This window comes from Nocardia sp. CA-119907 (assembly GCF_050955995.1).
Taxonomy (GTDB): domain Bacteria; phylum Actinomycetota; class Actinomycetes; order Mycobacteriales; family Mycobacteriaceae; genus Nocardia.
Genome location: NZ_CP192091.1, coordinates 4,183,218 through 4,210,213, shown reverse-complemented (window position 1 = coordinate 4,210,213; position 26,996 = coordinate 4,183,218). Strand labels below are relative to the sequence as shown.

19 protein-coding genes are annotated in these 26,996 nt (G+C 67.3%); 3 read left to right on the top strand and 16 right to left on the bottom strand.

The genetic code is table 11. The features are described from left to right. Window positions 1-25 precede the first annotated feature (25 nt). The 10 genes from ACQP2D_RS18380 to ACQP2D_RS18335 all read right to left on the bottom strand — a co-directional run bounded on the left by ACQP2D_RS18380 (window position 26) and on the right by ACQP2D_RS18335 (window position 12,075). Window positions 26-2,209, bottom strand: a complete 2,184-nt coding sequence (locus ACQP2D_RS18380; RefSeq protein ID WP_433684903.1) for an MMPL family transporter — start codon at window positions 2,207-2,209, stop codon at window positions 26-28. Window positions 2,210-2,243: 34 nt separating this feature from the next. After that, window positions 2,244-3,677, bottom strand: coding sequence for a DHA2 family efflux MFS transporter permease subunit (locus tag ACQP2D_RS18375; RefSeq protein ID WP_433684902.1), 1,434 nt, complete (start codon window positions 3,675-3,677; stop codon window positions 2,244-2,246). 87 nt (window positions 3,678-3,764) lie between these two features. Beyond that, on the bottom strand, window positions 3,765-4,277 hold the full coding sequence (locus ACQP2D_RS18370) for a TetR/AcrR family transcriptional regulator (protein WP_433684901.1): 513 nt from the start codon (window positions 4,275-4,277) through the stop codon (window positions 3,765-3,767). 43 nt (window positions 4,278-4,320) lie between these two features. Further along, window positions 4,321-6,231 (bottom strand): anthranilate synthase family protein, encoded by a 1,911-nt coding sequence (locus tag ACQP2D_RS18365; RefSeq protein WP_433684900.1) that lies wholly within the window; start codon window positions 6,229-6,231, stop codon window positions 4,321-4,323. Continuing rightward, window positions 6,228-6,857: an isochorismatase family protein gene (locus ACQP2D_RS18360; RefSeq protein ID WP_433685691.1), complete on the bottom strand. Its 630-nt coding sequence runs from the start codon at window positions 6,855-6,857 to the stop codon at window positions 6,228-6,230. Before ACQP2D_RS18360 ends, ACQP2D_RS18365 begins: the two co-directional genes overlap by 4 nt. A 44-nt stretch (window positions 6,858-6,901) precedes the next feature. Then, window positions 6,902-7,666, bottom strand: coding sequence for a 2,3-dihydro-2,3-dihydroxybenzoate dehydrogenase (locus ACQP2D_RS18355; RefSeq protein ID WP_433684899.1), 765 nt, complete (start codon window positions 7,664-7,666; stop codon window positions 6,902-6,904). Continuing rightward, on the bottom strand, window positions 7,663-9,147 hold the full coding sequence (locus ACQP2D_RS18350; protein ID WP_433684898.1) for an amidohydrolase family protein: 1,485 nt from the start codon (window positions 9,145-9,147) through the stop codon (window positions 7,663-7,665). The genes ACQP2D_RS18355 and ACQP2D_RS18350 overlap by 4 nt, the downstream gene beginning before the upstream one ends. Beyond that, window positions 9,144-9,407, bottom strand: coding sequence for a phosphopantetheine-binding protein (locus tag ACQP2D_RS18345; RefSeq protein ID WP_433684897.1), 264 nt, complete (start codon window positions 9,405-9,407; stop codon window positions 9,144-9,146). Before ACQP2D_RS18345 ends, ACQP2D_RS18350 begins: the two co-directional genes overlap by 4 nt. Then, complete coding sequence (locus ACQP2D_RS18340; RefSeq protein WP_433684896.1) at window positions 9,404-11,032, bottom strand: (2,3-dihydroxybenzoyl)adenylate synthase; 1,629 nt, start codon at window positions 11,030-11,032, stop codon at window positions 9,404-9,406. The genes ACQP2D_RS18345 and ACQP2D_RS18340 overlap by 4 nt, the downstream gene beginning before the upstream one ends. Before the next feature lie 8 nt (window positions 11,033-11,040). After that, window positions 11,041-12,075, bottom strand: coding sequence for a ketoacyl-ACP synthase III family protein (locus ACQP2D_RS18335; protein WP_433684895.1), 1,035 nt, complete (start codon window positions 12,073-12,075; stop codon window positions 11,041-11,043). A 197-nt stretch (window positions 12,076-12,272) separates the two neighbouring features. On the opposite strand from ACQP2D_RS18335, the gene ACQP2D_RS18330 reads away from it, so the two are divergent. The 3 genes from ACQP2D_RS18330 (at window position 12,273) to ACQP2D_RS18320 (ending at window position 19,988) form a co-directional block, all read left to right on the top strand. Next, a complete protein-coding gene (locus ACQP2D_RS18330) occupies window positions 12,273-13,610 on the top strand; it encodes a phenylacetate--CoA ligase family protein (protein WP_433684894.1) in 1,338 nt (445 codons plus the stop codon). Between the two features lie 147 nt (window positions 13,611-13,757). Further along, window positions 13,758-18,797, top strand: a complete 5,040-nt coding sequence (locus ACQP2D_RS18325) for a type I polyketide synthase (protein ID WP_433684893.1) — start codon at window positions 13,758-13,760, stop codon at window positions 18,795-18,797. A 375-nt stretch (window positions 18,798-19,172) separates the two neighbouring features. Continuing rightward, window positions 19,173-19,988: a hypothetical protein gene (locus ACQP2D_RS18320; protein ID WP_433684892.1), complete on the top strand. Its 816-nt coding sequence runs from the start codon at window positions 19,173-19,175 to the stop codon at window positions 19,986-19,988. 248 nt (window positions 19,989-20,236) lie between these two features. Here the strand turns inward: ACQP2D_RS18320 and ACQP2D_RS18315 are convergent, their stop codons facing one another. From ACQP2D_RS18315 to ACQP2D_RS18290, 6 genes are all read right to left on the bottom strand, one after another. Then, window positions 20,237-21,958, bottom strand: coding sequence for an ABC transporter ATP-binding protein (locus tag ACQP2D_RS18315; RefSeq protein ID WP_433684891.1), 1,722 nt, complete (start codon window positions 21,956-21,958; stop codon window positions 20,237-20,239). Continuing rightward, on the bottom strand, window positions 21,955-23,718 hold the full coding sequence (locus ACQP2D_RS18310; protein WP_433684890.1) for an ABC transporter ATP-binding protein: 1,764 nt from the start codon (window positions 23,716-23,718) through the stop codon (window positions 21,955-21,957). Before ACQP2D_RS18310 ends, ACQP2D_RS18315 begins: the two co-directional genes overlap by 4 nt. 68 nt (window positions 23,719-23,786) lie before the next feature. Then, window positions 23,787-24,029: a helix-turn-helix domain-containing protein gene (locus ACQP2D_RS18305; protein WP_433684888.1), complete on the bottom strand. Its 243-nt coding sequence runs from the start codon at window positions 24,027-24,029 to the stop codon at window positions 23,787-23,789. Between the two features lie 24 nt (window positions 24,030-24,053). Further along, window positions 24,054-25,238, bottom strand: a complete 1,185-nt coding sequence (locus ACQP2D_RS18300) for a thioester reductase domain-containing protein (RefSeq protein WP_433684887.1) — start codon at window positions 25,236-25,238, stop codon at window positions 24,054-24,056. After that, on the bottom strand, window positions 25,235-26,551 hold the full coding sequence (locus tag ACQP2D_RS18295) for an aspartate aminotransferase family protein (protein ID WP_433684886.1): 1,317 nt from the start codon (window positions 26,549-26,551) through the stop codon (window positions 25,235-25,237). Before ACQP2D_RS18295 ends, ACQP2D_RS18300 begins: the two co-directional genes overlap by 4 nt. Before the next feature lie 10 nt (window positions 26,552-26,561). Further along, window positions 26,562-26,972 carry a type II toxin-antitoxin system RatA family toxin gene (locus ACQP2D_RS18290; RefSeq protein ID WP_433684885.1) on the bottom strand — a complete coding sequence of 137 codons (411 nt, stop codon included), beginning with the start codon at window positions 26,970-26,972 and terminating at the stop codon, window positions 26,562-26,564. Window positions 26,973-26,996: the final 24 nt, after the last annotated feature.

Genomic DNA, 26,996 nt, shown 5'->3' with positions numbered 1-26,996 from the left:
GACGGCCGGGGATCAGATGCGCGGGTCAGGTCAGCGCCGGCACGTCCGACTCGGTGGACGGCTTCGCTTCGGCCGGTGCGGGTTCGCCATCGGATTCCTGAATGCCGAACCGGGCGTAGAGCTTTCGCAGCGGACCCGGAGCCCACCATCCGGCCCGGCCGAGCAGGCGCATGATCGCCGGAACCAGCAGGATCCGCACGATTGTCGCGTCGAGAACGATCGCCGCCACCATGCCGACGCCGAAGAGCTTCATGGTGAGTACCTGACTGAAGGCCATGGCCGCCAGCGGAACACACATCAGCAGTGCCGCACTGGTGATCAACCTGCCGGTACGCTGCACGCCGGTAGCGACCGCCGCGGTGGGGTCGCCGAGCCGGTCGTACTGTTCGCGCACCCGCGAGAGCAGGAACACCTCGTAGTCCATGGACAGGCCGAAGATCAAGGCGAACAACATGATCGGCATATTCGGTTCGATGTTGCCGGTCGGATCGAAGCCGAGCAGGCCGGACAGATGTCCCTCCTGGAATATCCAGACCAGGATGCCGAAGGTCGCCGACAGCGACAGCAGATTCATCACAATCGCCTTGAGCGGCAACAATACCGAGCCGAAGGCGAGGAACAGCAGCACGTAGGTGGACACCGCGATGTACAGCAGCATCCACGGCAGCACCGCGCCGAGCTTGCGCAGCGTATCGTCGTACGCCGCGGTCTCACCGCCGAAGTACGCCGTCGCGCCCGGCGGTTTCGGCTGGGCCCGCAAGCGGTCGAGCAGTTCTCGGCTCGACTTCGATACCGCGGCACCGTCATACGACACCGACACCCGGGCCATCGTGCCCTCCGCACCGGTGATCTGGGCGTTCCGAACACCGGCAACACCGTCGAGTCGCGTCGCATAGGCGGCGAGCTCACTCTGCTGCGCGTCCGCGGGACCGGACAGCTTCAACACGGCGTCGATGGTCTTCGCACCGTCACCGTCGAAATCATGCGCCAGCATCTCGAAAACCTGTCGCCCCTGGGCGGTTTCGGGCAGCTGACGGGCGTCGTTGGCGCCGAAATCGATCTTCAGCAGCGGCGCGGCCAGCACCAGCAACAGTGCGATGGCGACCGCGGTCACCGCGATCGGACGCCGCATGACGCCGTGCGCGAGCCGGTACCAGAAGCCGCCGTCACCCGGGACGGCCGAACGCTGCTTCCACAGCGACAGCGCGTTGACCCGATGGCCGAGCACGCCCAGCGCCGCGGGCAGCGCGATCAGTGAGAAAACCATGGACAGCAGCACCGCGGCGATACCGCCGTAGGACATGGACTTCAGGAATACGAAGGGGAAGAAGCTCATCGAGGCCAGCGCCACCGCCACCGTGATACCGGATACCGCGACGGTGCGTCCCGCGGTGGCCAGGGTGTGCACGATGGCGTCCGCGCCCTCCCGGCCGCGTTCGGTTTCCTCGCGGTAGCGGCTGACGATGAACAGGCCGTAGTCGATGGCCACGGCCAAACCGAGGATGGTGACCAGGCTCATGGCGAATACCGAGATATCGGTGAACTGGGCCAGCAACCGCAGCACCGCCATCGAGCCGAGGATCGACAGGCCGCCGACGACCAGCGGCAGGCTGGCCGCGACCAGTCCGCCGAAGACGATCACCAGCAGGATGAACAGCACCGGGAACGAAAGTCCCTCGGCCATGCCGAGATCGCTGCCGACCTGCTCACCGGCCTCGTATCCGGCCGGAGTGTTGCCGCCGCGGATGGTCCGCAGCCCATCGACGCCGAGCTTGTCCTTGATCTTCAGATAGCTGTCCTGTTTGGCATTGTCATCCGAACCCGCCAGGTTCAGCCCCACATAAGTGGCATGCCGGTCCCGGCTGGCCAGATCCGGCGTGCCGGTGGTCCAGAAGTCGACCGATCCGCTGACCACTTCCTTGGGCAGCGCCGCGATCCGGTTCTGCACGGCGGTGCGGAAGGCGGAGTCGTCGACGGTCTTGTCGGTGGAGCGGTACACGATGACCGCATCAGGCGCGCGCTGCGGAAATGCCTTTTCGGCCAGTTCCGCGGCCTGCCTGCTCTCGGCGTCACGCGCCTCGAAACCGTTGGGCACCATATCGCCGAATACTCCGACGCCGTACGCCCCCGCCACCACCGCGAACAGCAGTGTCAATCCGAGCACCGCTTTGCGCCAGGTGTAGACGAACACTCCCAATTTCTCGAACATGATTACCTTCCATCAAGATTCGGTGCCGCAGCGGTCAGCCTCGGACCGGTGCCGCTTCGGGCTCGACGACCACGTCGGCCGGATCGGACGCCGCGGTGGCGGTCCGCCCGGGCAGCGCGATGGCGAACAGCGTGGCCGCACCGAGAATCGCGCAGCCCGCCCACACCGCAGGAGCGAAACCGTCGGTGAAGGTCTGTCCGGTCGCATAGCTGCCCTTGGCCGTGAAAACCGCACCGAGCGCGGCGATTCCGATCACAGTGCCGAGATTGCGCACGGTATTGGACACACCGGAGGCGACACCCTCGTACTCCGGCGCGACGTATTCCAGCGCCAGCCGGGCGATGGGCGGGAAGAACAGACCCATTCCGGCACCGCTGATCACGAAGGCGGGGACCAGCGCGGCATACGACACCTCCGGATCGGTGATGGCGGCCAGCCAGCCGAGTCCGATGGTCTGCAGCACCAACCCGGCGACCAACACCGGCTTACCGCCGATCCGGTCGATCAGAATGCCCGCGATCGGTGCGGTGAAGGTCGGCATCGCGGTCCAGGCCAGGGTGTACACGCCCGCCTTCAGCGCCGAATAATGCTGCACCGTCTGCAGGAACTGGGCCAGCAGGAAGATCGCGCCGAACATGCCGACGGCCATGGCGAATCCGGTCAGGATGGTCAGGGTGAAACCGCGACCGGCGAACAGCACGGACGGAACCATCGGTGCCGACGCGCGCAGAATCCACACCACGAATGCCGCGAGCACCAGCGCACCCGCGACGATCGGGCCGAGTACGCCCGCGCTCGTCCAGCCGTGGTCGTTGCCCCGGATCACACCGAATACCACACCGAACAGTCCGGCGGCCACCAGCACATTGCCGACCACATCCAAAGAGCCGTGCGCGCCGTAACTTTCGCGCACCATCCACACCGCGATGGGCAGCAGCACCACCCCGATCGGCACGTTCAACCAGAAGATCCACTGCCAGGAGGCGACGTCGGTGATCGCGCCGCCGACCACCGGTCCGAGCCCGACCGCCAAACCGCTCATCGCACTCCACATGCCAATGGCCGCACCGCGTTTCGCGGGCGGCACGGCATCGGCGAGCAGCGTCAGGGTGAGCGGGATGAGAATCGCCGCACCGATGCCCTGGATCGCCCTGGCGCCGATGAGGAATTCGATCGACGGTGCCAGCGCGCATGCCGCCGAGGCGGCGGTGAACAGCGCCAGTCCGAGCGCGAAGACCCGCTTACGTCCGAAGCGGTCACCGAGCGAGGCGCCCGCCAGCAGCAGCACCGCCTCGGTCAGGGTGTAGGAGTTGACCGTCCACTGCAGGCCGTCGAGGCCGGTGTGCAGTTCGGCACGGATGGTGGGCAGCGCGTTGAACACCACCAGGTTGTCCAGCGACACCATGAAGACCGCGAAGCCACAGACCACGAAGGTCCACACGATCCGATTCTTGTCGGGGTGTGTCATCAGTTTCTTCCCTGAGTTAGTTAGTGATCACTTAATTCCCGAGACACGGCAAAGGCCAAGGATCCGCGGGTTATTCGGCTGCGAGGGTTAGTCGGGCAGGTTCAGATCGAGTGCGCTGGCCACATTGAGCAGCATTCCGTCGGCCATGAATTTGGACTGCGCGTCCGGGTCCGCCCCGGTCAGCTCGTGCACCAGATCGAACAGTCGCTGGAAGCGCACCCGGCTCAGGTCGCGGATCTCCTCGTCCAGACTGGCCGCGGCGTAGACGTGCAATTGGAAGGTCAGCAGTTGGCGGTCGGCGAGCAGCGCGATATAGGCGTCCCCGATCGCCGCCAGGCGCTCTTCCTCGGTGTCGCCGACCGCATTGTCCCGAAAGGTCTGCTCGACAATGTCGAATGCGCGTTCGGCGGCTGCGAGGAAGATCGCCTTCTTGGTTTTGTACAACCGGAACAGGTATGGCTGCGAGACGCCCATCCGGCGGGCGATCGCTTCCGTCGCCGTCCCCATATAGCCACCGATCGCGAATTCGGCAATGGCCTCGGTGACGAGCTGCTCACGCCGCTCCTCCGAGGACATCCGCACTTTCGCCGGTGAACTCACATTCCCAACGTTAGTAATCAATCACATACTGGTCAATGAGTAGTCAGCTCATTGAGTAGTCGGCCGCGGCGCTGCCGACGGATTCGCCGAGCAGCAGCGGTGTGATCAGGCGATCGACGATGGCCGAGCCATTGGTCGTCATCACCGAGGCCGGATGGAACTGTACCGAGGCGAATCCGTTGCCGCGCAATGCGTGCACTGCTCCGGTGTGCGGATCACGGCAGACCTCGATCGGACCCGAGCGACGCTGGCTCCAGTAGACCGCATCGTCATGACGAGCCTGGAAGGTGTTGTAGAAGTACACCGATTCCGGCGCGCCGAACAGCTCGACGCGGCGCCGCACGCCCTGATTCGGGACCGGGCAGCGGACCACGTCCAGGCCGAGCTGGGTGCTGAGTACCTGATGGCTCAGGCAGACCGAGAAGAACGGCACCGGGCCGTCGAGCAGTGCGCGCGTGAGCGTGTGCAGCCGGGCGATCTTGGGATCGGACAGGTCACGGGGATCACCCGGACCGGGGCCCATGACCACCAGGTCATAGTGGCGCGGTTCGAACGGTGCGCCACATGGGTGCACGGTGACATCGAGGCCGAGTGCGCGCAGCAGCCGGGCGCCCATCGCGGTGAAGGTATCCTCGGCGTCCACGATCAGTACCCGGCGACCGGCATGCGGTCGCGCGATAGCCGTCGGTCGCAACCAGAGCGTTGCCAACGGCCCATTACGATCCGAAAGCGCCTGTTGCACAGCGGGATCCGCATCGAGATCACGGTTGGTTCCGATGCGGGCGCGGTTGTGCAGCGCGTCGAGCAGACCGGCGGCCTTGGCGCGGGTCTCACGCGATTCGGCGGCCGGATCCGAGTCACGCACCAGGGTCGCCCCGACCCCGATACGCAATCGGCCCACGCGATCCACCTCGGCGGTGCGGATCATGATCGCCGAATCCATTCGCGGGCGGCCGCGTTCGTCCCGTCCGGCCAGGGCGAGCACACCCGCGTAGTAGCCGCGGCCGGTCGGCTCGAATCGGGTGATCACCCGGCAGGCATTTTCCAGCGGGCTGCCGGTGACGGTGGGCGCGAGCAGCGTTTCGCGCAGCACCTCGCGATAGTCGCGGTCGCAGTCCCCGGCTATCCGATATTCGGTATGTGCGAGCCGGGCCATCTCCTTGAGCCGCGGACCGTGCACATATGGTTCGGGACAGATGCGGCACATCATCTTCAGCTCTTCGTCGAGCACCATATAGAGCTCATTGGTCTCCTTGCCGTCGGCCAGGAAATCCAGCACCCCGGCGACCGTGGGGCCCTCGGTGGGATAGCGGTAGGTACCGCTGATCGGGGTCATGGCGGCCGTGCCATCGGCCAGACTGACCTGTCGCTCCGGGCTCGCGCCGATGAAGGTGCGACCGCCGGTGTGCACCAGGAACGTCCAGTAGGCGCCGGTTTCCCCCGCGAGCAGCCGGACGAAGTACGCCACGGCGGTGCGCACACTCCAGTTGGTGACCTCGCATTGCCAGGTGCGGCGCAAGACGAAGTTGGCACCCGCGCCGTGGCCGATCTCCTCGGCGAGGACGCGACGGACCAACTCGGCATAGGCGGTGTCGTCGATATCGAACTCGCCCGGGCCCACCTCGATCGGCCAGTCGGCAACGGCGGCGCGCAGCCGGTCGACCGGCAGTCGGGTCTGCCGGTCGACATCGAGGCACAGCACCGGCGCACCGTCGTCGTGATGCGCGAAGCCGCGTTCGCCGATGGCCCGGTACGGCACGATGGCGAGCAGGGCGTGTGCGTCCACGGCCGGTGCCAGCGTAGGCAATTCGGCCGTGGTGGCCAGTTCCGACACCGTGCCGAGCAGTAGTTCGATCCGCTCCCCCGCCCCGGATTCCGGCCGGTGCAACAGCGCGAACGGCGTTGTTCCCGACAGGCATTCGGCGAGCAGCGGAGCGAATTCGTCGGGGCTCACCGTGCCGCCACCTCGGCCGCCGCGGACAGCTCGGCGAGCACCTGCGCGGATGCCACCACCCGGCCACAGCGGCTCGCGACGTAATCCAGTGTCATTCGGTGGAATTCGGGTGTGAAGTCGGCGATCGCGTCGGCGATGACGAAGGCCTGCTGATCGTTGGCGAAGGCGTCACAGGCGGTGAGCAGCACGCCGACGTGTCCGTATACCCCACAGATCAGCAGCTGATCGCGGCTGGTACGCCGCATCAGATCCAGCAATTCGGTGCGGTGGAAGGCACTGGCCCGCCATTTGGTGAGGACCGGATCGGCGGGCTCCGGGCGCAAATCGTCCGGGATGCCGCGGTGTTCGGGGGCCGCGCTCATGCCGGGGCCCCAGAAGTCCTTGAGCAGCCCGCGCTGCTCGTCGGTCATGCTGCCGGGTTGGGCGGTGTAGACGACCGGAACCGACAGGCGGGCACACAGATCGCGCAGTGCGGTGACATTGCGCAGCAGCGCGGTCAGCGGTTCCCGGCCCGTCGCATACGGCGCCAGGAAATAGTGCTGCATATCGTGCACGAGCAGTACGCAGCGCCGCGGCTCGATCCGCCACCGCACGGTGTTATCCGGCAGTTCCGCCGCGCCGGGCATCGGGTAGGGGGCTATCGGTGCGATGGCCACAGCTGTCTCCTTGTTCAAGCACCGAGCGTGGCGCCACCGTCGACGGTGAGCTGCTGCATGGTGATGTGGCGGGCCTCGTCGGACAACAGGAACAGGACGGCATCGGCGATATCGCTCGGGCGCGCGATCCGCCCGAGCGGGATGCCGATCCGAAAGTCTTGCGGCACACCCGCGATGGTGGCGCGCTCGGCATCCGAGCCGTCGAACAGCGCGGTCAGCATCGGGGTGGCGGTGGAGCCCGGAGCCACCACGTTGCAGCGAATTCCGTACTCCGCCAGCTCGAGGCCCAGGCAGCGGGTCAGCATGCTGGCCGCGGCCTTGGAGGCCGCGTACGCCGACATGCCGATTCGCGGTGTGGTCGCGGCATTCGAGGATACGGTGACGATCGCGCCGCGCCGACGCGACTGCATGCGTCGCGCCACGGCCTGGCAGACATGGAATACGCCACCCGCGTTCACGGCGAGGGTGGTCGCCCAATCCAGTTCGGCCATTTCCTCGATCCGGCCGTGTTGCAGAATGCCCGCGGCGTTCACCAGCGCGTCGACCGGACCGAGCACGGCTTCGGTACGGGCCACCGCCGCGGCCACTTCGTCGGGCACGGCGACATCGGCGGCAACGGCGAGTACCCGGCCACCCGCCGCGTCGAGCTTCTCCGCCAAATCCCACAGCGCCGGGATCCCGCGATCGACCAGGGCCACGGCTTTCTCGGATTCCACCAGGGCACGGGCGATTTCGCTGCCGATACCGCCCGCCGCACCGGTCACCAGTGCGACATTCATCGCCGCGCTCCGGCCAATATGCCCCCGACCACCTCGGCGGGCACCCCGAGGCAGCGGGTGGTGAACGAGCCGAGCGCGGTCAGATACCGCTCCCGCAACTCATCGACGTCGACGCCCACGCTGCCTCCGCCGGACAGCAGGACCTGCCCGCCGACGACCACCGTATCGACATCGTGGGATCCACCCAGCCACAGAAAGCTTTCCAGCGGACGGGGATTGAGCAGATAGCGCCAGTCGTCGGTGCGGATGAGCACCAGATCGGCCTGTTTGCCGACCTCGAGACTGCCGATCTCCCCGGCCCAGCGCAGGCCCTCGGCGGCGATACGGGTGGACATCGCCAGCGTGTCGGTGGGCAGCACATCGGTCTGGTCGGCGACCATCTCGTTGTACATCTGCCAGGCCGCGCGCATCGCCTCGGCCATTCCGGCGTTCGGGAGCGAGGCCCCGTCGGTGGACAGCGATACCGGCACACCCGCGCGACGCAGGCGCGACACCACACCGGTCTCGGTCAGCGTGGATTCGCCGGAGGGGCCGTACTTTCCGGGCGAATGGCTGATGTGCGCACCGGCCGCGCGTAGCAGCTCCTGCTCCTCGTCGTCGATGAACGCGCAGTGCGCGGCCATCAGCCGGTCGGTGACCAGGCCGAGGTCGTGCAGACGGCGAACGCCGGTGGCGCCGTAGTACTTTCGCATCAGTACCGGTTCGTTGCGCACCGCTCCGACGTGGGTGACGAAACCCGCGTCGTGGCGCTCGACGAGTTCGGCGAAACCGCGACCGAGTTCATCGGTCATATTGGTGACATACGCGATCGACGGACGACAGCGGATGCGGCCGGATTCGTCCTGGGCGCAGCTCTTCAGCAGCTCCTCGAGCTGGGAGAGTACGGCGTCGGCATCCCTGGTGCGGAGGAAGGAGTCGGCGGCGGGCGGGCAGATGGCATCGGATGCCCAGGTGGTGGCGCTGAACCGGATGCCGAGTGTGCGCGCGGCGGCGACGAGTGCGGCCGGGCGGTTGAGCGAACCCGCGTCGCCGAGCGTGGTGACACCACCACGCAATTGGGTCCACATCGAATATTCGGCGATCGCCTGGCCCTCGTCGGGGGTCAGACCGGAGATGAGACCGTCGAACGAGTCGAACATACCGGAGATCTTGTGCATATCGCCGCCACCACCGAACATGGCGACCTCATCGGCGCGGTCGCTGGCGGGACGCAGTGCGCCGCGCAGCGGGAAGCCCATGGCGAACATATCGTGCCAGTGCGCGTTGATCAGGCCGGGCAGCACCATCATTCGCGCGGCATTGATGGTGCGCAGTTCGGACCGCACCGGCTCGGCGAGTGCGGCCACCGCCGCGGCGACGGTCTCGGGGTCTCCGATCGCCGCGATCTTGTCGTCCACGACGAGAATCGAGCCGCGTGGGAGCACCGTTTCGGCGTCGTCGGCGGTGTAGACGACGCCGTTCTCGATCAGCAGGGCGCTCATGCGTTCTTCGCCCCCTGCGCGACGATGGCCGCGAAATGCCGCAGCCAGGCGGTCAGCGTGGGGGTGGCGACCAGTTCTTCGAATACCGCGGGCACCCCGGCCTTGTTCCAGCGACCGACCATGCGCATCAATTCGAGCGAACTCAGGCCCAGGACAACGAGATTGGCGTCGGGATCGAGTTCGGCGGCATCGACGAGGCCGAGTACGGGCGTGAGTTCGGCACGCAGCTGGGCCTCGGTGGGGACGGATACGACGGTCACGACGGCACTCCTGTTGTCGATGCGGCCGCGCGAGTGCGGACCAGGGCTTTCTTGTCGACCTTGCCCAGTGGGGTCAGGGGAAGTTCGACAACGATCTCGATGTCATCCGGAATCTTGTAGGCCGCGACCCCGCGGGCGTGCATGGCCTGCTTCAGTTCGGCCGGATTCGGCGCCGCGGCCGTGGGCACGACGAATGCGCAGGTGCGCTCGCCGAGGAAGGGATCAGGCACGCCGACCACGGCGACCGAGCGCACCCCGGCGCAGCCGAGCAGGTGTTCTTCGACCTCGCCCGCATTGACCTTGTCGCCGCCGCGAATGATCATGTCCTTGATTCGGCCCTCGATGACCAGATCGCCATCAGGGGTGAGCCGGGCCAGGTCGCCGGTCCGATAGAAGCCGTCGGCGGTGAAGGCGACTCGATTATGTTCCGGCGCAGCGTAATAGCCACGCAGCGTGTAGGGGCCGCGGGTGAGCAGCTCCCCCACCTCCCCCGGCGCCAGTGCGGTGCCGTCGGTGTCGGCGATCACGATCTCGTCGGCGTCGGAGATGGGCTTGCCCTGTGTGGTCAGCACCGACTCGGCGGGATCGTCCGGGCGGCTGAAGCACAGCAGGCCTTCGGCCATGCCGAATACCTGCTGCAGCTCGCAACCCAGTGTGGGTCCGATGCTCGCGGTGAATTCGCGGGTCATCCGTGCGCCACCGACCTGCAGCAGCCGCAGGCTGCTCAGATTCCAGGAGGCCCATTCGGCGACCTCCAGCCAGACCGCGACCAGCGAGGGCACCAGGGCGGTGACCGTCACCCGCTCCCGCTCGATCAGCGGGAAGCAGTCCATCGGATTCGGGGTGTCGGCCAGCACGACGGTGCCGCCGGTATGGAAGGTGCCGATCACGCCCGGACAGCCCCAGGCGAAGTTGAATTCGATCGGCAGCGCGGCGAGATAGACGTCGCGGTCGTTCAATTCGCACACCTCGGCGGCGCGCAGCGATTGATAGACGTAGTCGTCATGGGTGCGCGGGATCAGCTTCGGCAGTGCCGTAGTGCCGCCGGACAGCAGGAAGAACGCGACATCGGTCGGATCGGTATCCGGCAACTGCGCCTGATAGGGCTCCTGATCCGCGTCCTCGATCGAGACGAAGCCATCGGCGCGACCGCCGACCAGGAACAGGGTGCGCAACTGGTCGTGCGCCGCGCGGATGCGCTCGGCCATGTCGCGATGGCTGAACTCGCGGTGGGTGTCGGGCAGCACGTAATGGGTTGCGCCGCTGAGGCGCACCAAGTGGCCGACCTCGGTCTCGCGATGCGCGACCAGGCAGAACACGGGTTTCGCGCCGATACGCAAGAGCGCGAACGTAATCGCGACGAATTCGGGCACATTCGGCAACTGCACCAGTACCCGATCCTCCGGGCGCACGCCGTGCCGCTGAAACAGTGCGGCCAGTCGATCGGCCCAGGCATCGAGATCACGGTAGCCGATCCGACGGTCATCGTGGACCAGCGCGGTCCGGTCGCCATAGCGGTCGGCCGCCCGGCGCAATACGCTCCCCAGCGTTTCGCCGCTCCAGAACCCTTGGGCCCGATAGCGTTCGGCGAATTCCTGTGGCCAGGGTGTGAATCCCTCCAGCATCGACGCCTCTACTTCGCCGGCGCGGGCGCGAGGATCTCGACCACTGCGGCACCCGCTTCCATGCCGGTGCTCGCACCGATCATCAGCACGTGGTCGCCGGGGCGAACCTGTCCGGTCCGCCACACGTGTTCGAGACCGAGGAACATATCGGCAGCGCCGGTATGACCGATGGTGTTGGTGAAATCCCATACCTCCTGCGCCTTTTCGACGCCGAGCGGCTGCAGGAACATGGCCTCGAGTGAACCGCGGCCGAATCCGATGTGGCAGACCTTGCTGATCTTGTCGAACGAGACGCCCGCTTCCTCCATGGTGCGCTCGGCGATCGCGGCCACCGCCAGACCGAAGTTGCGGATCGGCGGGGCCTGGCCCGCGGCCCACTGTTCGCGGACCTTGGCCGCGCGCTCGTCGAAGTTCAGCCCGCGACCGCGGGTAATACCGGGCGGGAACAGCGCCTCACCGGCGCGGTGCAGGATTTCCATCGACGAATCCGAAAGCGAGCCGACCGCACGCACTTTCGCGAATCCCTCGCGCCGCGACACCACGGCCGCCGCGCCCGCGTCGGCGAACAGGAACAGCTTCGAACCGCGCCAGCGATCCACCAGCGGAGTGGAGAAGTTGTCACCGGTGGTGAGCAGCACCGCGTCATGGCTCGGGTTGGCGATGAGCCGGTTGGCGGCGGCCTCCAGCCCCGCCAGCATGCCGAGGCAACCCTGTTTGATCTCGACCGCCGGGATCGGGCGATCCACGGTGTTGTTGAGGATGTAATGCACGGCGGACCAGCCGTCGGGGCCCTGGTGGTGGGTGTAGCTGTGCAGTAGCGCACCGATATCGTCCGAATCGTGGCCGCATTCGGCCAAGGCGATGCGGGCCGCGCTGATCGCCAGATCCGGCGCCGGGGTGTCCGGGCTCACCACGCACGAGCGCATACCGGATGCGACGCGCTCGGCCTCGTCGTACCAGCCCGCGGCGACGGCGGATTCGGTGGAAATCGACTCGGGCAGGTAACTACCCACGCCGGCCAGATAGATATCCTCGGTTTGCATGCGGCCCAACTTTCTCGTGTCGCCGTGCTACACCTGGGATGCAACCATGCCGATGCGGGGAAATCGTGAGTAGTTGCTACTCAATTTCTGGGAGTCCGAAGCGCATTTTGCTCAATTGAGTAGCAATTGAGTAGCTGCCCGGCTGGCGTGGGCGTCGCGCGGGTGTTGTCCTAGGTCGTAGCATCCGAGGAGGATCGATGACCGTAATTCCCAAGGGCGATATAGCGGTTCGCAACCGTCCGGAAATCGGCGATTGGACCACGCCCGACGAACTCGCGCAATTACAGCGGGCACAGCTGCCGAGAATATTCGAGCGGGCCGCGCGGTCGCCGTTCTATGCCGCCCGATTCGAGCGCGACGGAACTCCGCGGGTGGTCGATGATTTCGCCGGTCTACCCCTCACGTCCAAACAGGATCTGCGCAATGCGTATCCGTTCGGAATGCTCGCGGTGCCCCGCGCGGAATTGGCGACCTATCACGAATCCAGCGGCACCTCCGGCGAGCCGACGGCCTCGTACTACACCGATGACGACTGGGCCGATCTCGCGGAGCGGTATGCCCGCAAGTGGGTCGGCATCACACCGGCGGACACCTTCCTGGTGCGCACGCCCTATGCGCTGGTGATCACCGGACATCTGGCGCAGGCTGCGGGGCGGTTGCGCGGTGCGACGGTGGTACCCGGCGATGCCCGCTCACTCGCACTGCCACTGGCCCGCATCGTCCGGCTCATGCACCGCCTGGATGTCTCGCTGACCTGGTGCAATCCGACCGAAGCCATGATGATCGCGGCGGCCGCCCGGGCGGCGGGGCTGCGACCCGAGCGCGACTTTCCGGCCCTGCGTGCGATGTTCGTCGCCGCCGAACCGATGACCGCGGCCCGCAAGCGGCGGCTGAGCGAGATCTGGGGCGGGGTGCACATCGTCGAGGAGTACGGCTCCACCGAAACCGGCACCATCGCGGGCGAATGTCCGGAGGGCAGGCTGCACCTGTGGGCCGATCGGGCCATCTTCGAGGTGTATTCGCCCGAGACCGGCACACTGTCCGATACCGGATGCGGGCAGCTGGTGGTGACGCCACTGTACCGCGCTGCCATGCCGTTGCTGCGTTACAACCTCGCCGACGATGTCGAGGTACGCCATGAAGCCTGCGCCTGCGGGTGGCGGCTGCCGACGGTTCGGGTTTTCGGCCGCACGGCGTTCGGATATCCGGTCGGCGGGGTGACGGTGCGGCAGAACGATCTGGAGGAAATGATTTTCCAACTGCCGCTGGCGTACGAGGTCGGCTTCTGGCGCGCGCGGGCCGAAACCGATGTGCTGCGAGTGGAATTCGAAGCGCCCGATGGTGTGCGCGACCGTGCCGCGGTGGAGTTGGCCGCGGCGATCGATCGGACACTCGGCGTCCGGCATGCCATTACGGCCCTGCCGGTCGGCAGCCTGGTGCCCGCCGAGGCATTGACCACGCAGCGCGACATCCTCAAGGCCCGCTATCTGTTCGGACCGGACGAGTCCTGGGATAAGGCACTCATGTATCAGTGACGCGGCCGATCACCGCCGCGTCCACCCGGACTCGTTCCGGGACAACACCTTCGCGTGCCTGCGCCGGGCGGTCTGCGGATCGCCGGTGCGGGCACCGCCGTTCGCACAATCGGTGAGGACCTTCTCGTGTACGAGCCCACTGCCCCTGTGACCACAACCGCCGACGACACCACCGCCGACGACCGGATCGCCGTCGTCGGGCTCGGCTGCCGCTTCGCTCCCGATCTGGGTTCACCGGACGAACTCTGGCAATTCCTGCTCGACAAGCGGTGCGCGGCCGACGCCGTACCCGAGGATCGGTGGGCGGCCCAGCGCGCCCACTCGCGCGAACACGCCGCGGTGCTCACGCGCGTCACTCCGCGCGGCGCATTCCTCACCGATATCGCCGGATTCGACGGCCGGTTCTTCGGTATCTCCGCCACCGAGGCCCGCCAGCTCGACCCCCAGCAGCGGATCGCGCTCGAAGTGGCTTGGGAAGCCTTGGAGCACGCCGGAATTCCACCGCACACATTGGCGGGGACCGATGCGTCGGTATTCATGGGCGTCGGCGCCGACGACTATGGCCGCAGGCTGCTGGAAGAGCTGCCGGAAGTCGAGGCGTGGACGGGTATCGGCGCCGCACCGTGCGCGGTGGCCAACCGCATCTCGTACACGCTGGACCTGCGCGGGGCCAGTCTCACCGTGGATACCGCCTGTTCCTCCTCGCTGGTGGCGCTGCACCAAGCCTGCGCCGCACTGCTGCGGCACGAGACGCCGCTCGCACTGGCGGGCGGGGTAATGGTAATGGCGGGCCCCGGGCTGACCACGGTGCTCGATCAGGCGGGCGCCATCTCCAAGGACGGACGCTCCAAGCCCTTCGATGCCGCGGCCGACGGATACGGACGCGGCGAGGGATGCGGCATCGTCGTGCTGAAGCGACTCTCGGACGCGCGGCTCGACAATGATCGGGTGCTGGCGGTGATCCGCGGCAGCGCGGTCCATCAGGACGGACGCACCGAAGGCATTATGGCGCCGTCCAGTTCGGCGCAGGAGCACCTGCTGCGCCGGGCATATGCCGCTGCCGGGGTCGATCCGCGCGAGGTGGACTACGTCGAGGCGCATGGCACGGGCACGAAGGTCGGCGACCCGATCGAGGCGGCGGCACTCGCCGCGGTGCTCGGACGTCGGGCCGACGGAGCCGCACCGTGTCTCATCGGTTCGGTGAAGGGGAATATCGGGCACACCGAGGCGGCGGCCGGGATCGCGGGGGTCATCAAGACCGTGCTCGCGCTGACGCGGCAGATCATTCCGCCGACCGTTGTGGTCTCCGGACCCAGGGCCGAAATCCCCTGGCACGATAATGGTTTGCGGGTGGTCACCGAGGCCGTGCCGTGGCCGCGGGTGGACCGGCCGCGCACGGCGGGTGTCGCGAGCTACGGCTACGGCGGGACGATCGCGCATGTCGTACTGGAAGAAGCGCCGCGGCACGGTGCCGGTGCGGGGCAACCCGGCATCGAGATCGCACCGGAGCCGGTGCGGCACAACCGATCCTGGATCTATCCGATTTCCTCGGCGACGCGGGCCGGGCTCGCCGCCCAGGCGGCGCGCTTGCTGCCTCTCGCCGAATCCGCCGAACTCGGCGATCTCGGACATACGCTGGCACGCCAGCGCGGACATCTCACGGTCCGCGCGGGTGTCGTCGCCGCCGATCGCGCCGAACTCGTCACCGGGCTGACCGCACTGGCCACGGGCGGCACCGAACGGTCGGTCGCCGTCGGAGAGCTGATCGGACACCAGGGCGATCCGGTGTGGGTCTTTTCCGGGCACGGCGCGCAGTGGTTGGGTATGGGCCGGGGATTGCTCTGTGCCGAACCGGTTTTCGCGGAAGTGATCGATCGGATCGGGCCGATCTATCGCGAGGAGATGGGGCTGACGCCGCGCCGGGTGCTGGAGAGCGGCCGATTCGACTCGGTGGATGTCATCCAGGCCATGCTGGTCGCCGTGCAGCTCGGACTGGCGGCGGTCTGGCGGCGCTACGGTGTGCGTCCGGGCGCGATTATCGGACATTCCGTCGGCGAGATCGCCGCCGCGGTGACCGCGGACGTGCTGACCGAGGCCGAGGGCGCACTGCTGGCCTGCCGCCGTTCCAATCTGCTGCGCAAGGTGGCGGGCAATGGCGCCATGATCATGGTCGACCAGCCGTTCGACGATGTGCTCACGCAGCTGGGTACGCGCACCGATGCGGAGGCGGCGATCTGCGCGGCGCCATCCTCGACCGTGGTGGCGGGCGAGGTCGACGCCATCGACGAGCTCGCCGCAGCCTGGCCCGAACTCGGCTGGACCATCCGCCGAGTCGATTCCGATGTCGCCTTCCACACCAGCCAGATGGAGCCGCTGGCCGCCGATCTCGCGATCGCCGTCGCCGATCTCGCCCCCTCCCCTGCCGCCGTACCGCGCTACGTCACGGCGGTGGACGACCCGCGCTCGGCACCGCCGCAGGACGCCGGATACTGGGCCACGAATCTGCGTGCGCCGGTGCGCTTCCACCAGGCCGTCGCGGCCGCGATCGCCGACGGGCACCGGGTCTTCGTCGAGGTTTCCGCGCACCCGGTGGTGAGCCATTCGATCCTGGAAACCCTGTCCGCCAACGGAATCGATGACGGGCTCGTCCTCCCGACCCTGCGGCGCAATACCGCCGAACAGGCGACCCTGCTGCGTTCGCTCGCCGCCCTGCATTGCCGCGGCATCGACATCGACTGGTCGGCGGCCGCACCCGCCGGTCGGCTGCTGGATCTGCCCACGAATGCCTGGCAACACCAGCGGCATTGGGTCGACGGTCCGCCGCGCGTCGAATCTCCCGTCGATACCCTGCTCGGCGCATACAGCGCGGTCCACGGCACCTCGGTCCGACTGTGGCGGACCACCCTCGACTTCCGTACCCGCCCGTATCCACGTCGGCATCCCGTACTCGGGACCGAAATCACCCCGGCCGCCGTGCTGCTGAACACCCTGGGCACCGCCGGAAGCACCACCGAACTGGTGGCGGTCCAGCTGAAACAGCCGGTGGTGGTACCCGATCCGGCGCAGACCCGCGAGCTCCAGGTCGTCCGCGACGGCACCGCCCTGCGTATCGTCTCGCGCCCCCTCGGCGCGGACGACACCGCATGGGCGACTCACACTCTGGCGCGTATCGGATCGGCTTCCGCCTCGGACCACCGATCCGTGCTCGACAATGCTGCGACCCGAGCCAACTCATCGCTCGACCCGAATTTCGTCGTCGATCGCCTGGCGGAACTGGGCGTTGCGGATATGGGTTATCCGTGGCAGATCGAGACCCTCCGGCAGGGCGAGACCACCCTGTTCGCCACCGCCACCGCTGATCTCGACCGCAGCTGGGCCGCCGTCCTCGACGCCGCCCTGTCGATGGCATCGGTCATCTTCCCCGGTCCCGCCACGCTGCGCATGCCCGCCCAGATCGACCGCGTCACCCTGACCGGCCCCGCACCGCGGCGCGCCGATATCGCCGTCCAACTCCACCCCGACCAGCCGACAACCGTTGATGTCGTTGTCGCTGGCGATGATTCGACGGCAATACTCATCGGACTGCGCTACGCCGAACTCACCGCCACTCCCGGCGCATCCGATGACCTCCACCTGCCCGTGACCCGCTTCGACCTCAGTTGGCAGCCCGTGGCCGACACCTCGCCGATCGCCGACACCTCGATCGTCGTGGTCGAATCCGCGGACGACACCAGGCTGGTCGATGCCGGACGCGGTGCGAACGTGGTATTCGCACCGCCGGTGGGGACGCCGTTCGACGCTGCCGCGACATTCGCCGCCGTCGTGCGACGAGTGGGCGCGGTTCCGGCGGAGCGACGGCCGCGATTGTGGGCATTGACGCGCGGGGTCCGCGAAGGCGATACCGCACAGGCACCCTTGTGGGGCATGGGTCGGGTTGCCGCGAGTGAGCATCCGGACTTCTTCCGGGCGGTCATCGATGTGTCCGCCGATGACGATCCGAATACGGTGACACGCAGGGTTATCGAAGCCGGTATCGCCGATCCGGTGGTCTCGGTTCGCGACGGCGAGGTCTTCGGACAGCGGATCGTGGCGGCCGAGCGCGAGCGGGATGCGGCCTTCGCCTGCCGTCCCGACGGAACCTATCTGATCACCGGCGGACTGGGAGCGCTCGGCCTGCTGGTCGCCGAACATCTGGCCGAGCGCGGAGCCCGACGCATCGTGCTGCTCGGGCGGCGGCCGCTGCCGTCCAGGGCCGAATGGTCCGATCACGACGAGCGGGTGACCGTGGTGCGGCGGCTGGAGAATGCCGGTGTGACCGTGCGGACCATCGCGGTCGATATCACCGATCGCGCGGCCACCGAATCCGCACTCACCGCATTGGATCTGCCGCCGGTGCGCGGTGTCGTCCATGCGGCGGGCACGGTGGACAGCGCGATGCTGCCCGACCTCGATCCCGAGGTGCTGCGAAAGGTCATGTGCCCCAAGGTGTATGGCGCGCGGGTGCTGCACGAACTGTTCCCACCCGGGAGCATCGATTTCCTCGTGCTGTTCTCCTCGGCCGGTCCACTGCTGGGACTGCCCGGCCAGGCCGCGTACGCCGCCGCCAACTCATGCCTGGACGCGCTCGCGGTGCAGCGCCGTCGCGCCGGCCATCGGGACACTGTGAGCCTGGCCTGGACCAGCTGGCGCGGCTTGGGCATGTCCACCTCGGCGGCCGCGACCGATCTCGAACTGGCCGCCCGCGGCACCGCCGATCTGACGGCCGAGCAGGCGCTCACGATCCTCGACGACGCCTTGGCCCACGCGAATTCCCCGGTGCAGGTCGCGCTGACCGTGCTCCGCGACCATCATGGCCCGCGCCCGGCGCTGCTGGATGAGCTGGTCCTGGAAACCTCCGAAACCGAATCCGCCGAACCGGATTGGGCCGAGCTGTCCGGTTCCGAACTGACCGACTACCTCCTCGATCTGGTCAGCACCCGCACCGCCACCACGCTCGGCGCCGCACCGGACGATCTGAACCCGCACCGCCCCCTCACCGAATCCGGCATCGACTCCCTGCTCGCCACCGCCCTGCGCGCGAATCTCGAACGCCACCTCGGCATTCCGCTGCCCGCCACCCTGCTCTGGAACTACCCGACGATCACCGATATCGCCCGCTACCTCGAGGAGGTCCTGCGGTCCCGCTGACCCGGCTGCCACATCCGGCTACCTGGGCCCGCCGCCAACGCACCGAATGCGATGGCGGCGGGCCCATAGTCTTTTGATCAGCGACCGCTTCATGCGCGGCGACAACGCCTCTCCAAACGGCAAACCACGAACTCCGGCGCCACCCTGTTCCAGGCTGCCTCCGCCCGCGCCGCACGACCCGGCCGCGGCGAGGTTTTCGACGCCGACCACGGACCTCGGATACCTAACAGCTCGGCAACGCTGCAGGCAAAGGCGGAACGTTGCTCTGCTGCCGTGCGTTATCGAGGCGTCCGGTCGTGCCGGACGAGGTTATCGGCATTCGATTGGGGGCCAGCAGCCATGGCAGATCCGACTTTCGGCGTCGGGGGGATGATATTGGCGGCGATCGCCACAGGGTTCGGGAGTCGCCTCGGTGAGGAGGGCGCCGCCGAACTGGTGAGCCGTTGGCGGCGAGCGTACGAGCCGCCGGTGCCCGCATCCGCCGACCTCGGCTCGCGCACCGGGGAGAAACGGCACAATCTCGCGGGACCGGGCGTCGTCACCAGCGATGTCGATCTCACGGTCCGATACCACCGGCAGCGGTCCGGGCGCACCAGCTTGGCGGTGGTTGTGTCGCTCCATGTGCGGGAGAATCTCAGCGATTGCCTGATTGTGCCGATGATGCCCGGCGAGACCGCCAAGCTGACCGTGCCGCGCAACAACTACTTTGTCGTCGCACTGGTGATGTCGGTTCCCAATACGCTCGGCACGCCGCCCACGCTGTACGGAATCGGCACGGCCATCGGACAGATCTCGTCGAACGACACGACCCGGGCCAGCGTGACCACTAAAGATCCGACTGTCGAGCGCATGATTGCGCTCGGACTAATGACCCCGGATGGCTACAGCCAGTTGCGGATCGCCGGGGCACAATCTCAGCAGTTGCCCGCGGCGCCATCGGCTCAGGCAACGCACGCCACGGGTTATGCCTACGGAAATGCTCCGTACAGCAACGGCAACAACGGGCACGGCAATAGCGACCCTTGGCATGGCGTCGGAACCAGCTACGCAAATGCTCCGTACGACAACGGCAACAACGGGCACGGCAATAGCGACCCTTGGCATGGCGTCGGAACCAGCTACGCAAATGCTCCGTACAGCAACGGCAACAACGGGTACGGCTATGGCAACACTTGGCCTGGCGCCATCTGAAACGGCTACAGCGGCCGAATATCGCTATGTTCCAACCGATTTCGGCAATGGCTGCCTTGCATACGGTTACGGCCGTCCGGGATATGCCCAGGTCGTATCTCCTGATGACCTGAGCCATTCGACGACGAGGGCCAGGGCGAATCCGGCGCGGCAGGTCAGGGCCAACTTGTCGTAGCGAATGGTGACGGCCCGAACGCACGTCGTCCCGCCGACCCCGGATCGGTCGGCGGGACGACTGCGTCGGAAGGTCAGCTGAGTGCCCCGACCTTCCATTCGGTGGCGCGGCGGCGCTGTGCCCAGAACGCCGCGTAACGGCCATCGGCGCCCAACAGGTCGTCGTGCGTACCCGCCTCGACAATCGTGCCATTGTCCAGGAACAGGATCTGGTCCGCGGCCGCGACGGTATTGAGGCGGTGCGCGATCACCAGCACCGTCCGGTCCGCGGTCAGCGCGCTCAGCGCCTGCTGCACGGCCTGTTCGTTCTCCGGGTCCAGCGCTGCCGTCGCCTCGTCCAGCAGCACGATCGGGGCGTCCTTCAGGATGGCGCGGGCGATCGAAACTCGTTGCCGCTCACCGCCCGAGAGACGGGAACCGCCCTCGCCGACCGTGGTGGCCCAGCCCTCGGGGAGGCGTTCGACGATCTCGTCGACTCGGGCGGCGGCAGCAGCCGCACGGACTTCGGCATCGGTGGCGCCGGGGCGACCGAGCCGGAGGTTCTCCTCGATGGTGTCCTCGAACAAGTAGACGTCCTGGAAGACAATCGAAATGCGCGACATCAGCTCGGCCGGGTCGATCTGGCGCACATCCACCTCACCGATCTGCACGCTACCGTCGTCGACATCCCAGAATCGGGCGATCAAGCGGGCGATGGTGGTTTTGCCGGATCCGGACGGCCCGACCAGCGCGGTGACCCGGCCGGCCGGAGCGGTGAACGAAACATCGTGCAGCACAGTGGATTCGCCGTAGCCGAAGCCGACCGATTCGAAGCGCACCGCATTGCCCTGCGGCACCCGGGCCTGCAACGGCTCGGGCAGCGGCCGTTCGACGACCAGCTCGCGCACCCGGTCCAGCGCGGATTCCGCCGTGCGCAAGGTGGATCCGAGGATGGCGAATTCGGCGATCGGCTCGGTGAACCGCACCGCAAGCACCAGCACCGCCAGCAGGGTCGGCACCTCGAGGCTGCCGCCGAGGGCCAGATAGGTGCCGTACACCAGGATCGTGGTGAATGCGGCCTGCACGATCAGGGTGAAGCCGACCAGCCCGGGCACACCGGTGACGAGTACCTTGCGCGACGTCTCATATTGGGTGCGCAGTGTGTCATCCAGCGTCTCCGCGCCGCGGCCGAATACCCGCAGCACCGGCTGCAGCTGCGCGAATTCCACCACCCGCCCGCCGGTTTCGGCATTGGCCGCGGTGCGCAGCTCGTCGGCGGTCCGGCTCAGCGACACACTCCAGCGATAGACCGCGATGATGACCGGAATGGTCAGCGTCGCGGCCAGCGCCAGTCGCCAATCGAAGACGTACATCAGCACGACGACCGTCACCGGCGTGACGAATGTGGTCACCATCGGCCGCAGCAGATGCGCCGGTACACCCATGATGTCCATGACACTCTTGGTGGCCAACTGCCCCAGCTGCCCCACCCGTTCGGGCCCGAACCAGCCCAGCGGCAGCCCGGCCACCGTGTCACCGATGCGCGTGTGCAGCGTCTTCGCCAGTGCCGCACCGACCTGCGCGCCGATACCCATGCTGACGTAGTACGCCAGTGCGTACAGCGCGGCCACCCCGAACAGGGTCCACAGCCACGGCCACACCGAATCCGGATCCGAACCCAGCAGCGCCTGCAGAATCGGCACCAGCAGCGCGAAGGCCAGACCTTGCAGCACCGCGCCGATCACCAGGACCGCGAGCATTTTGCGCAGCGCCGCCCCTTGTTCCGGGCCGACCACCGCGAGCAGTTTCCGAATCATGCCCCGGTCCTTTCCATCTGCCGGTTCCGCCAGCCCCCGGCATTCTCGTGCGCCCGCCACATCCGGGCGTAGCGGCCCTCGGCGGCAAGCAATTCGGTATGGGTCCCGCGCTCGGCGATCGCGCCGTTGTCGAGCACCACGATCTGGTCGGCCTCGACGACGGTGGCGAGTCGGTGCGCGATCATCAGCACGGTCTTGGCACCGGTCAGTGCCGACAGCGCGTCCTGCACCTCGGCCTCGGACTGTGGATCGACGTAGGCCGCGGCCTCGTCGAGCACGATGATCGGGGCATCGGCCAGCAGAGCCCGTGCGATCGAAAGCCGCTGTGCCTGACCGCCGGACAGCCGCGCGTCGTCCCCGATGACCGAGTCGTATCCGCGCGGCAGCGCCAGGATCTCGTCGTGGATGCGGGCCGTCCGCGCGGCGGTGTGCACCTCGAATTCCGACGCGTCGGGCCGGGCCATTCGGATATTCGCCGCGATCGAATCCTGCGCCAGCCGCACATCCTGGAATACGAACGCCACGCGACGATACAGCTCCTGGGGCGCCATCTCGCGGATGTCCACACCACCGACGCTGACCGCCCCGCCGGTGACATCCTGGAATCGCGGCAGCAGCGTGGCCAGGGTGCTCTTACCGGATCCGGACGGGCCCACCAGCGCGGTCACCGTGCCCACCGGCAACTCCAGGTCGATGCCGCTGAGCACCTCCGTCTCACCGTCATATGAGCACGACACCTCGGCGAAGCGAACGGCGTTGCCGCTGGGCAACTTCGGGGAGTCGACCACCGGAAGGGGTGCGGTGTCCAGCACCTCGGTGACCCGCGCCGCCGCCTCCTTGGCGAAGCGCAGTTCATAGCTCGCATAGAACAGTGCCAGGATCGGCGCGGTGAGTCCGACCCCGAGTAGCGCGAACGGCAGCAGATCCGCGGCGGCCAACCAGCCCCGGGTGACGAACCAGGCCCCGCCACCGAGCACCGTCGCCAGCACCGCGATCGGCGAGAGCACGATCTCGGCCGCGGTTTTGGAGATGAGCGTCGACTTCACCCAACCCAGGAAGAAGTCCGCGAAATCGCTTGCGGCGCTGGCGTATCGGCCGTGCGCGCGTTTGGCCTGACCGAAGGTCTTGACCACGGCGATGCCTTGCACGAATTCGACTGCGCTGCCGTTGATCCGGCCCATCGCCCGGTCGTATTCGGGCAGGTGCTTACCCATTCCGGCCATGGTGACGCTGTACAGACTCAGCCCGATCACCAGCGGAGCAATGGTCACCAAGGTCATCTTCCAGTCCACCCAGAACAGGTAGATCAACGCGGTGACCGGCAGCACCACGGCGGAGGTCAGCTCCAGCACAGAGTGCGCGACCAGGTGGTGCATCGCCGCCACATCATCCTGCACGATCTTCTTGACCGTGCCGGAGTTGTGCCCGGAGAACCAGCTCATCGGCACCTCGCCGAGCCTGCGCACCAGCCGTCGGCGGATGTCGAGGGCCAGCTCGCCGTCGGCGAAGTGGGTGAGCGCGCCCGCGGCCAGCAGGAAGATCAGCCGCACCAGCAGCGCGCCCGCGGCGACGGCGGTCAGCGTCCACGCCTGCCGGGTCCGATCGGGCCCGTTCTCGAGCAGCACCCGCCCCAGCTCGGCAACGGCGATGAAGGGCACCACCGCGGCAACGGACGAAATGGCTTGGGCGGCAACGGCTAGACGCACGCGAGCGCGGATAGGACGGAGCAGTTCGCCGAGAGCGGATCGTTCCGCGGCCATGGCGGAAACCTCCAATTTCGAGGGTCAGGAGTTCCTTGAGGAAAGATTAGTGATCACTAACAAACTAGTCAACGGCCGGAGGTGAGATCGAGCCTGCTGTGGATGCCGAGTTTGCTGTAGATACGGTGCAGGTGGTTCTCGACCGTGCGGACGGAGATGAACAGGAGCACTGCGATCTCACGATTGGACTTACCGTCGGCCGCCAGTTCGGCGATCACGGACTCGCGGCGGGTCAGCCGCGGATCGGTCTCCCGCAAACGCGCCGGATGGTGCGCGGTTCTGCTGGTCGGGTATGTGGTCGGCGCGGACATCGCGGTACTCCTGTCAGTAGCCGGTCAGGCGAAAGCGACCGGCGCGGGCAGGTGCCCGTGCCGGACGAAAAACGAGGCGTAGGTGCCGAAGAGCCGCTCGTCGATATTCGGGCACTCGATCCCGGTGCTGTCGAGCAGGCGGCGCGTGAGATGGTCGGTGAACAGCAGCGGTTCCTGCCGCTCCATCAGCATGGTGGTCCGGATCAGCGGGAACATCGCATTGGTGACATCGGCCGAGATGGCCTTGAGCCACTTGATGATGCTGACCTCTTTGATCTCGAATCCGGCCGAGCGGATGAAACCGAGAATGGTCTCGGAATCGATCGCCGCGGGTCCGATCTGGTGGTAGATCCCGCCGAGCGCGGCATCCTGGGCGGTGACCCCGGCGATGGCCGCGCACACGTAGTCGACCGGAACCAGATTCATCTTCAGCCGGAAGTTGCGCGGATATACCCCGGCCTGGATGGAGCCGGTGATGAAGCGCCAGACGAAGTCGTTCTTCTGGCAGGCGCCGGATTTCGAGTCACCCCACACCTGTGCGGGCCGGTGCATGGTGATCGGCACACCACGCCGATCGGCCTCCAGAATCAGCTGCTCGGCAACCCATTTGCTCTTGGTGTATCCGAGCGGCATATCCGCGGCGGGTCCGGTGGGATCCGATTCGCCGCGCGGATCCGAATCCGCGTCCCCGGCGAAGACGCCGAGCGTGGACACATGGTGCAGGGGCGCGGTCGCGGCGCAGGCGAAGCGCAACATCTCGTGGGTGCCCGCGATGGTCTGCTTGCGCAGCCACTTGTAGGGCGTGAGGAAGTTGACCTTCGCCGCGGTGTGGTAGCTGGCCTCGACCCGATCCGCGAGCTCGGCGTAATCGCCGTCGGATAGTCCGAACTTGGGCAGCGTCACATCACCGGGCACCACCCGGATCCGGTCGGTGGCAATGGTTTCGGCCAGCTCGTAGATGTCCAGGTTGGCGGTCAACCGCGCCAGGGCGCTGTCGACGTCGGCCGCGCGCACCAGGCAGTGCACGGTCCGTCCCCGGTCCAGCAGTTCCTTCAGCAGGAACACTCCGAGGAAGCCGGTTGCGCCGGTGAGGAATACGTCTCGCACCGAGGCCGCGCGCACCGCGGGAGTGAAGCCCTGGATATCGGCGGCCAGTTCGGTGTCGGCGGCCAACTGTTCGGCCGCGCCCTCGATTTCGAGCGATGTCATGACGATGCGTCCAATCCGGGTCGGGTCGGGTCGATGGCGGCGGCGGCCTGCTCGATCGCGCCGCGCAGCAGGAACAGCGCCTCCGCGACATCGTCGGAGGTGGCGATGATCGGCGGGATCAGCCGCAGCACTTCGGGTCGGCTCAGGCAGGTGGACACGACCAGGCCGCGCTGTGCGAGCCCGACCTGTACCTCACCGGCGAACTCGGGTGAACAGAAGTCCAGCCCCCACAGCAGGCCCCGCCCGCGCACCGCGGTGACGACGGTGTCGTGGTCGGCGACCAGCAGCGCCAGCCCCTCGGCCATTTCGCGCGCGATCCGAACCCCGTCGGCGACATGGGCTTCGATGGTGGCCAGCGCCGGGGCCACGGCCGAGACGCCGAGCGGATATCCGCTGAAGGTGGCGGTGTGCAGCACCGGATCCCCGGTCAGCGGGGCGTACAGCGCCTCGGTGCAGACCAGTGCCGAGACCGGCACCACACCGCCGCCGATCGCCTTGCCGAGCAGCACCGCGTCCACCGGCAACCCGTGCGCCAGGGCGACCGAGCGGTCACCGCAGCGGCGCAATCCGACCTGGATCTCGTCGGCGATGACGAATGCTCCGTGCGCGTGCGCGTCGGCACACCAGCGCGACAGGATCGCCGGATCCAGCAGCGTAACCCCGTTCTCCCCCTGCACCGGCTCGAAAATCAGTGCGGCGACGCGGTTTTCGGCCAGTGCACGGGAAACCGCGTCCGGGTCGGAAGGATCGATGTGCACGGTGTTGCCGAGCACTGGAGCCAAATTGCCCTTGAACCGCTCGTGGTGGGTGAGCGCCAGCGCAGCCAGTGTTTTGCCGTGGTAGGCGCCCTCGACCGCGAGTACCGTGCTGCGGCCGGTGGCCAGCCGGGCCAGCTTGGTGGCCGCCTCGACGGCGTCGGCACCGCTCAAGCCGAAGTACACCTTGGACAGTTCCGGCGCATCATCACCGCCGAACTCGGCGGCGGCCAGATATTCCACTACAGCCTCGGCGGCCTGCCCGGGCAGCGGGTTCAGCACCGACCTGGTCGAGGTCGGCATCCGATCCAGCTGTGCACGGACCGCCTCGACCACCGCGGCATTGCGGTGACCGAGCAGCGCGACGGCATAGGAACCGAAGTCCAGCACGGTGCGCCCGTCGGACAGGGTTACCCGGCTGCCGCTGGCCGAATCCTCGACGGCACCCTGACCGGTGAATTTGCCGGCCAGCGCCATCGACGGCGAGAAGTGGCGCTTGACCTGTTTGAAGGTGGCCTTCGCAATATCCTTGGCACCGCGAGTCTTGATGTCGCTCATGGCAATTCCCTCACCGTGCGGCCCGGGTGACGATCGAGTTCGCATAGCCTTCCAGCGCCGTGGCGATGGCCGGATGGATCATCTCGGCGACCAGCGGCAGCCCGATATCGAATTCGACATTGAGCTCCAGTTCGCCGCCCGCGCCGTCCTCGTGGAGCTGCCAGTAGCCGTGGTAGCTCTGCAGATCACCATCGGTCTGCCGGAATTCGATGCGATGCCGCTCGGCATCGATCAGATCCTCCTGCTCCCACTCCATTTCGGAGCCCTTGAGCTCGACGACCCAACTGCTCGTGCGGCGCGGACCGTCTTCCTCGAGGATTTCCACCTCGTTGACCCCGCCCATGTAGTCGGGGAAGGACTCACAGTCGAGCAGCACCTCCCAGACGTCCGCGGGTGCGGCCGTCTGGTGCCGCGAATTCATCGAGTACACAATGTGTCCTTCCAG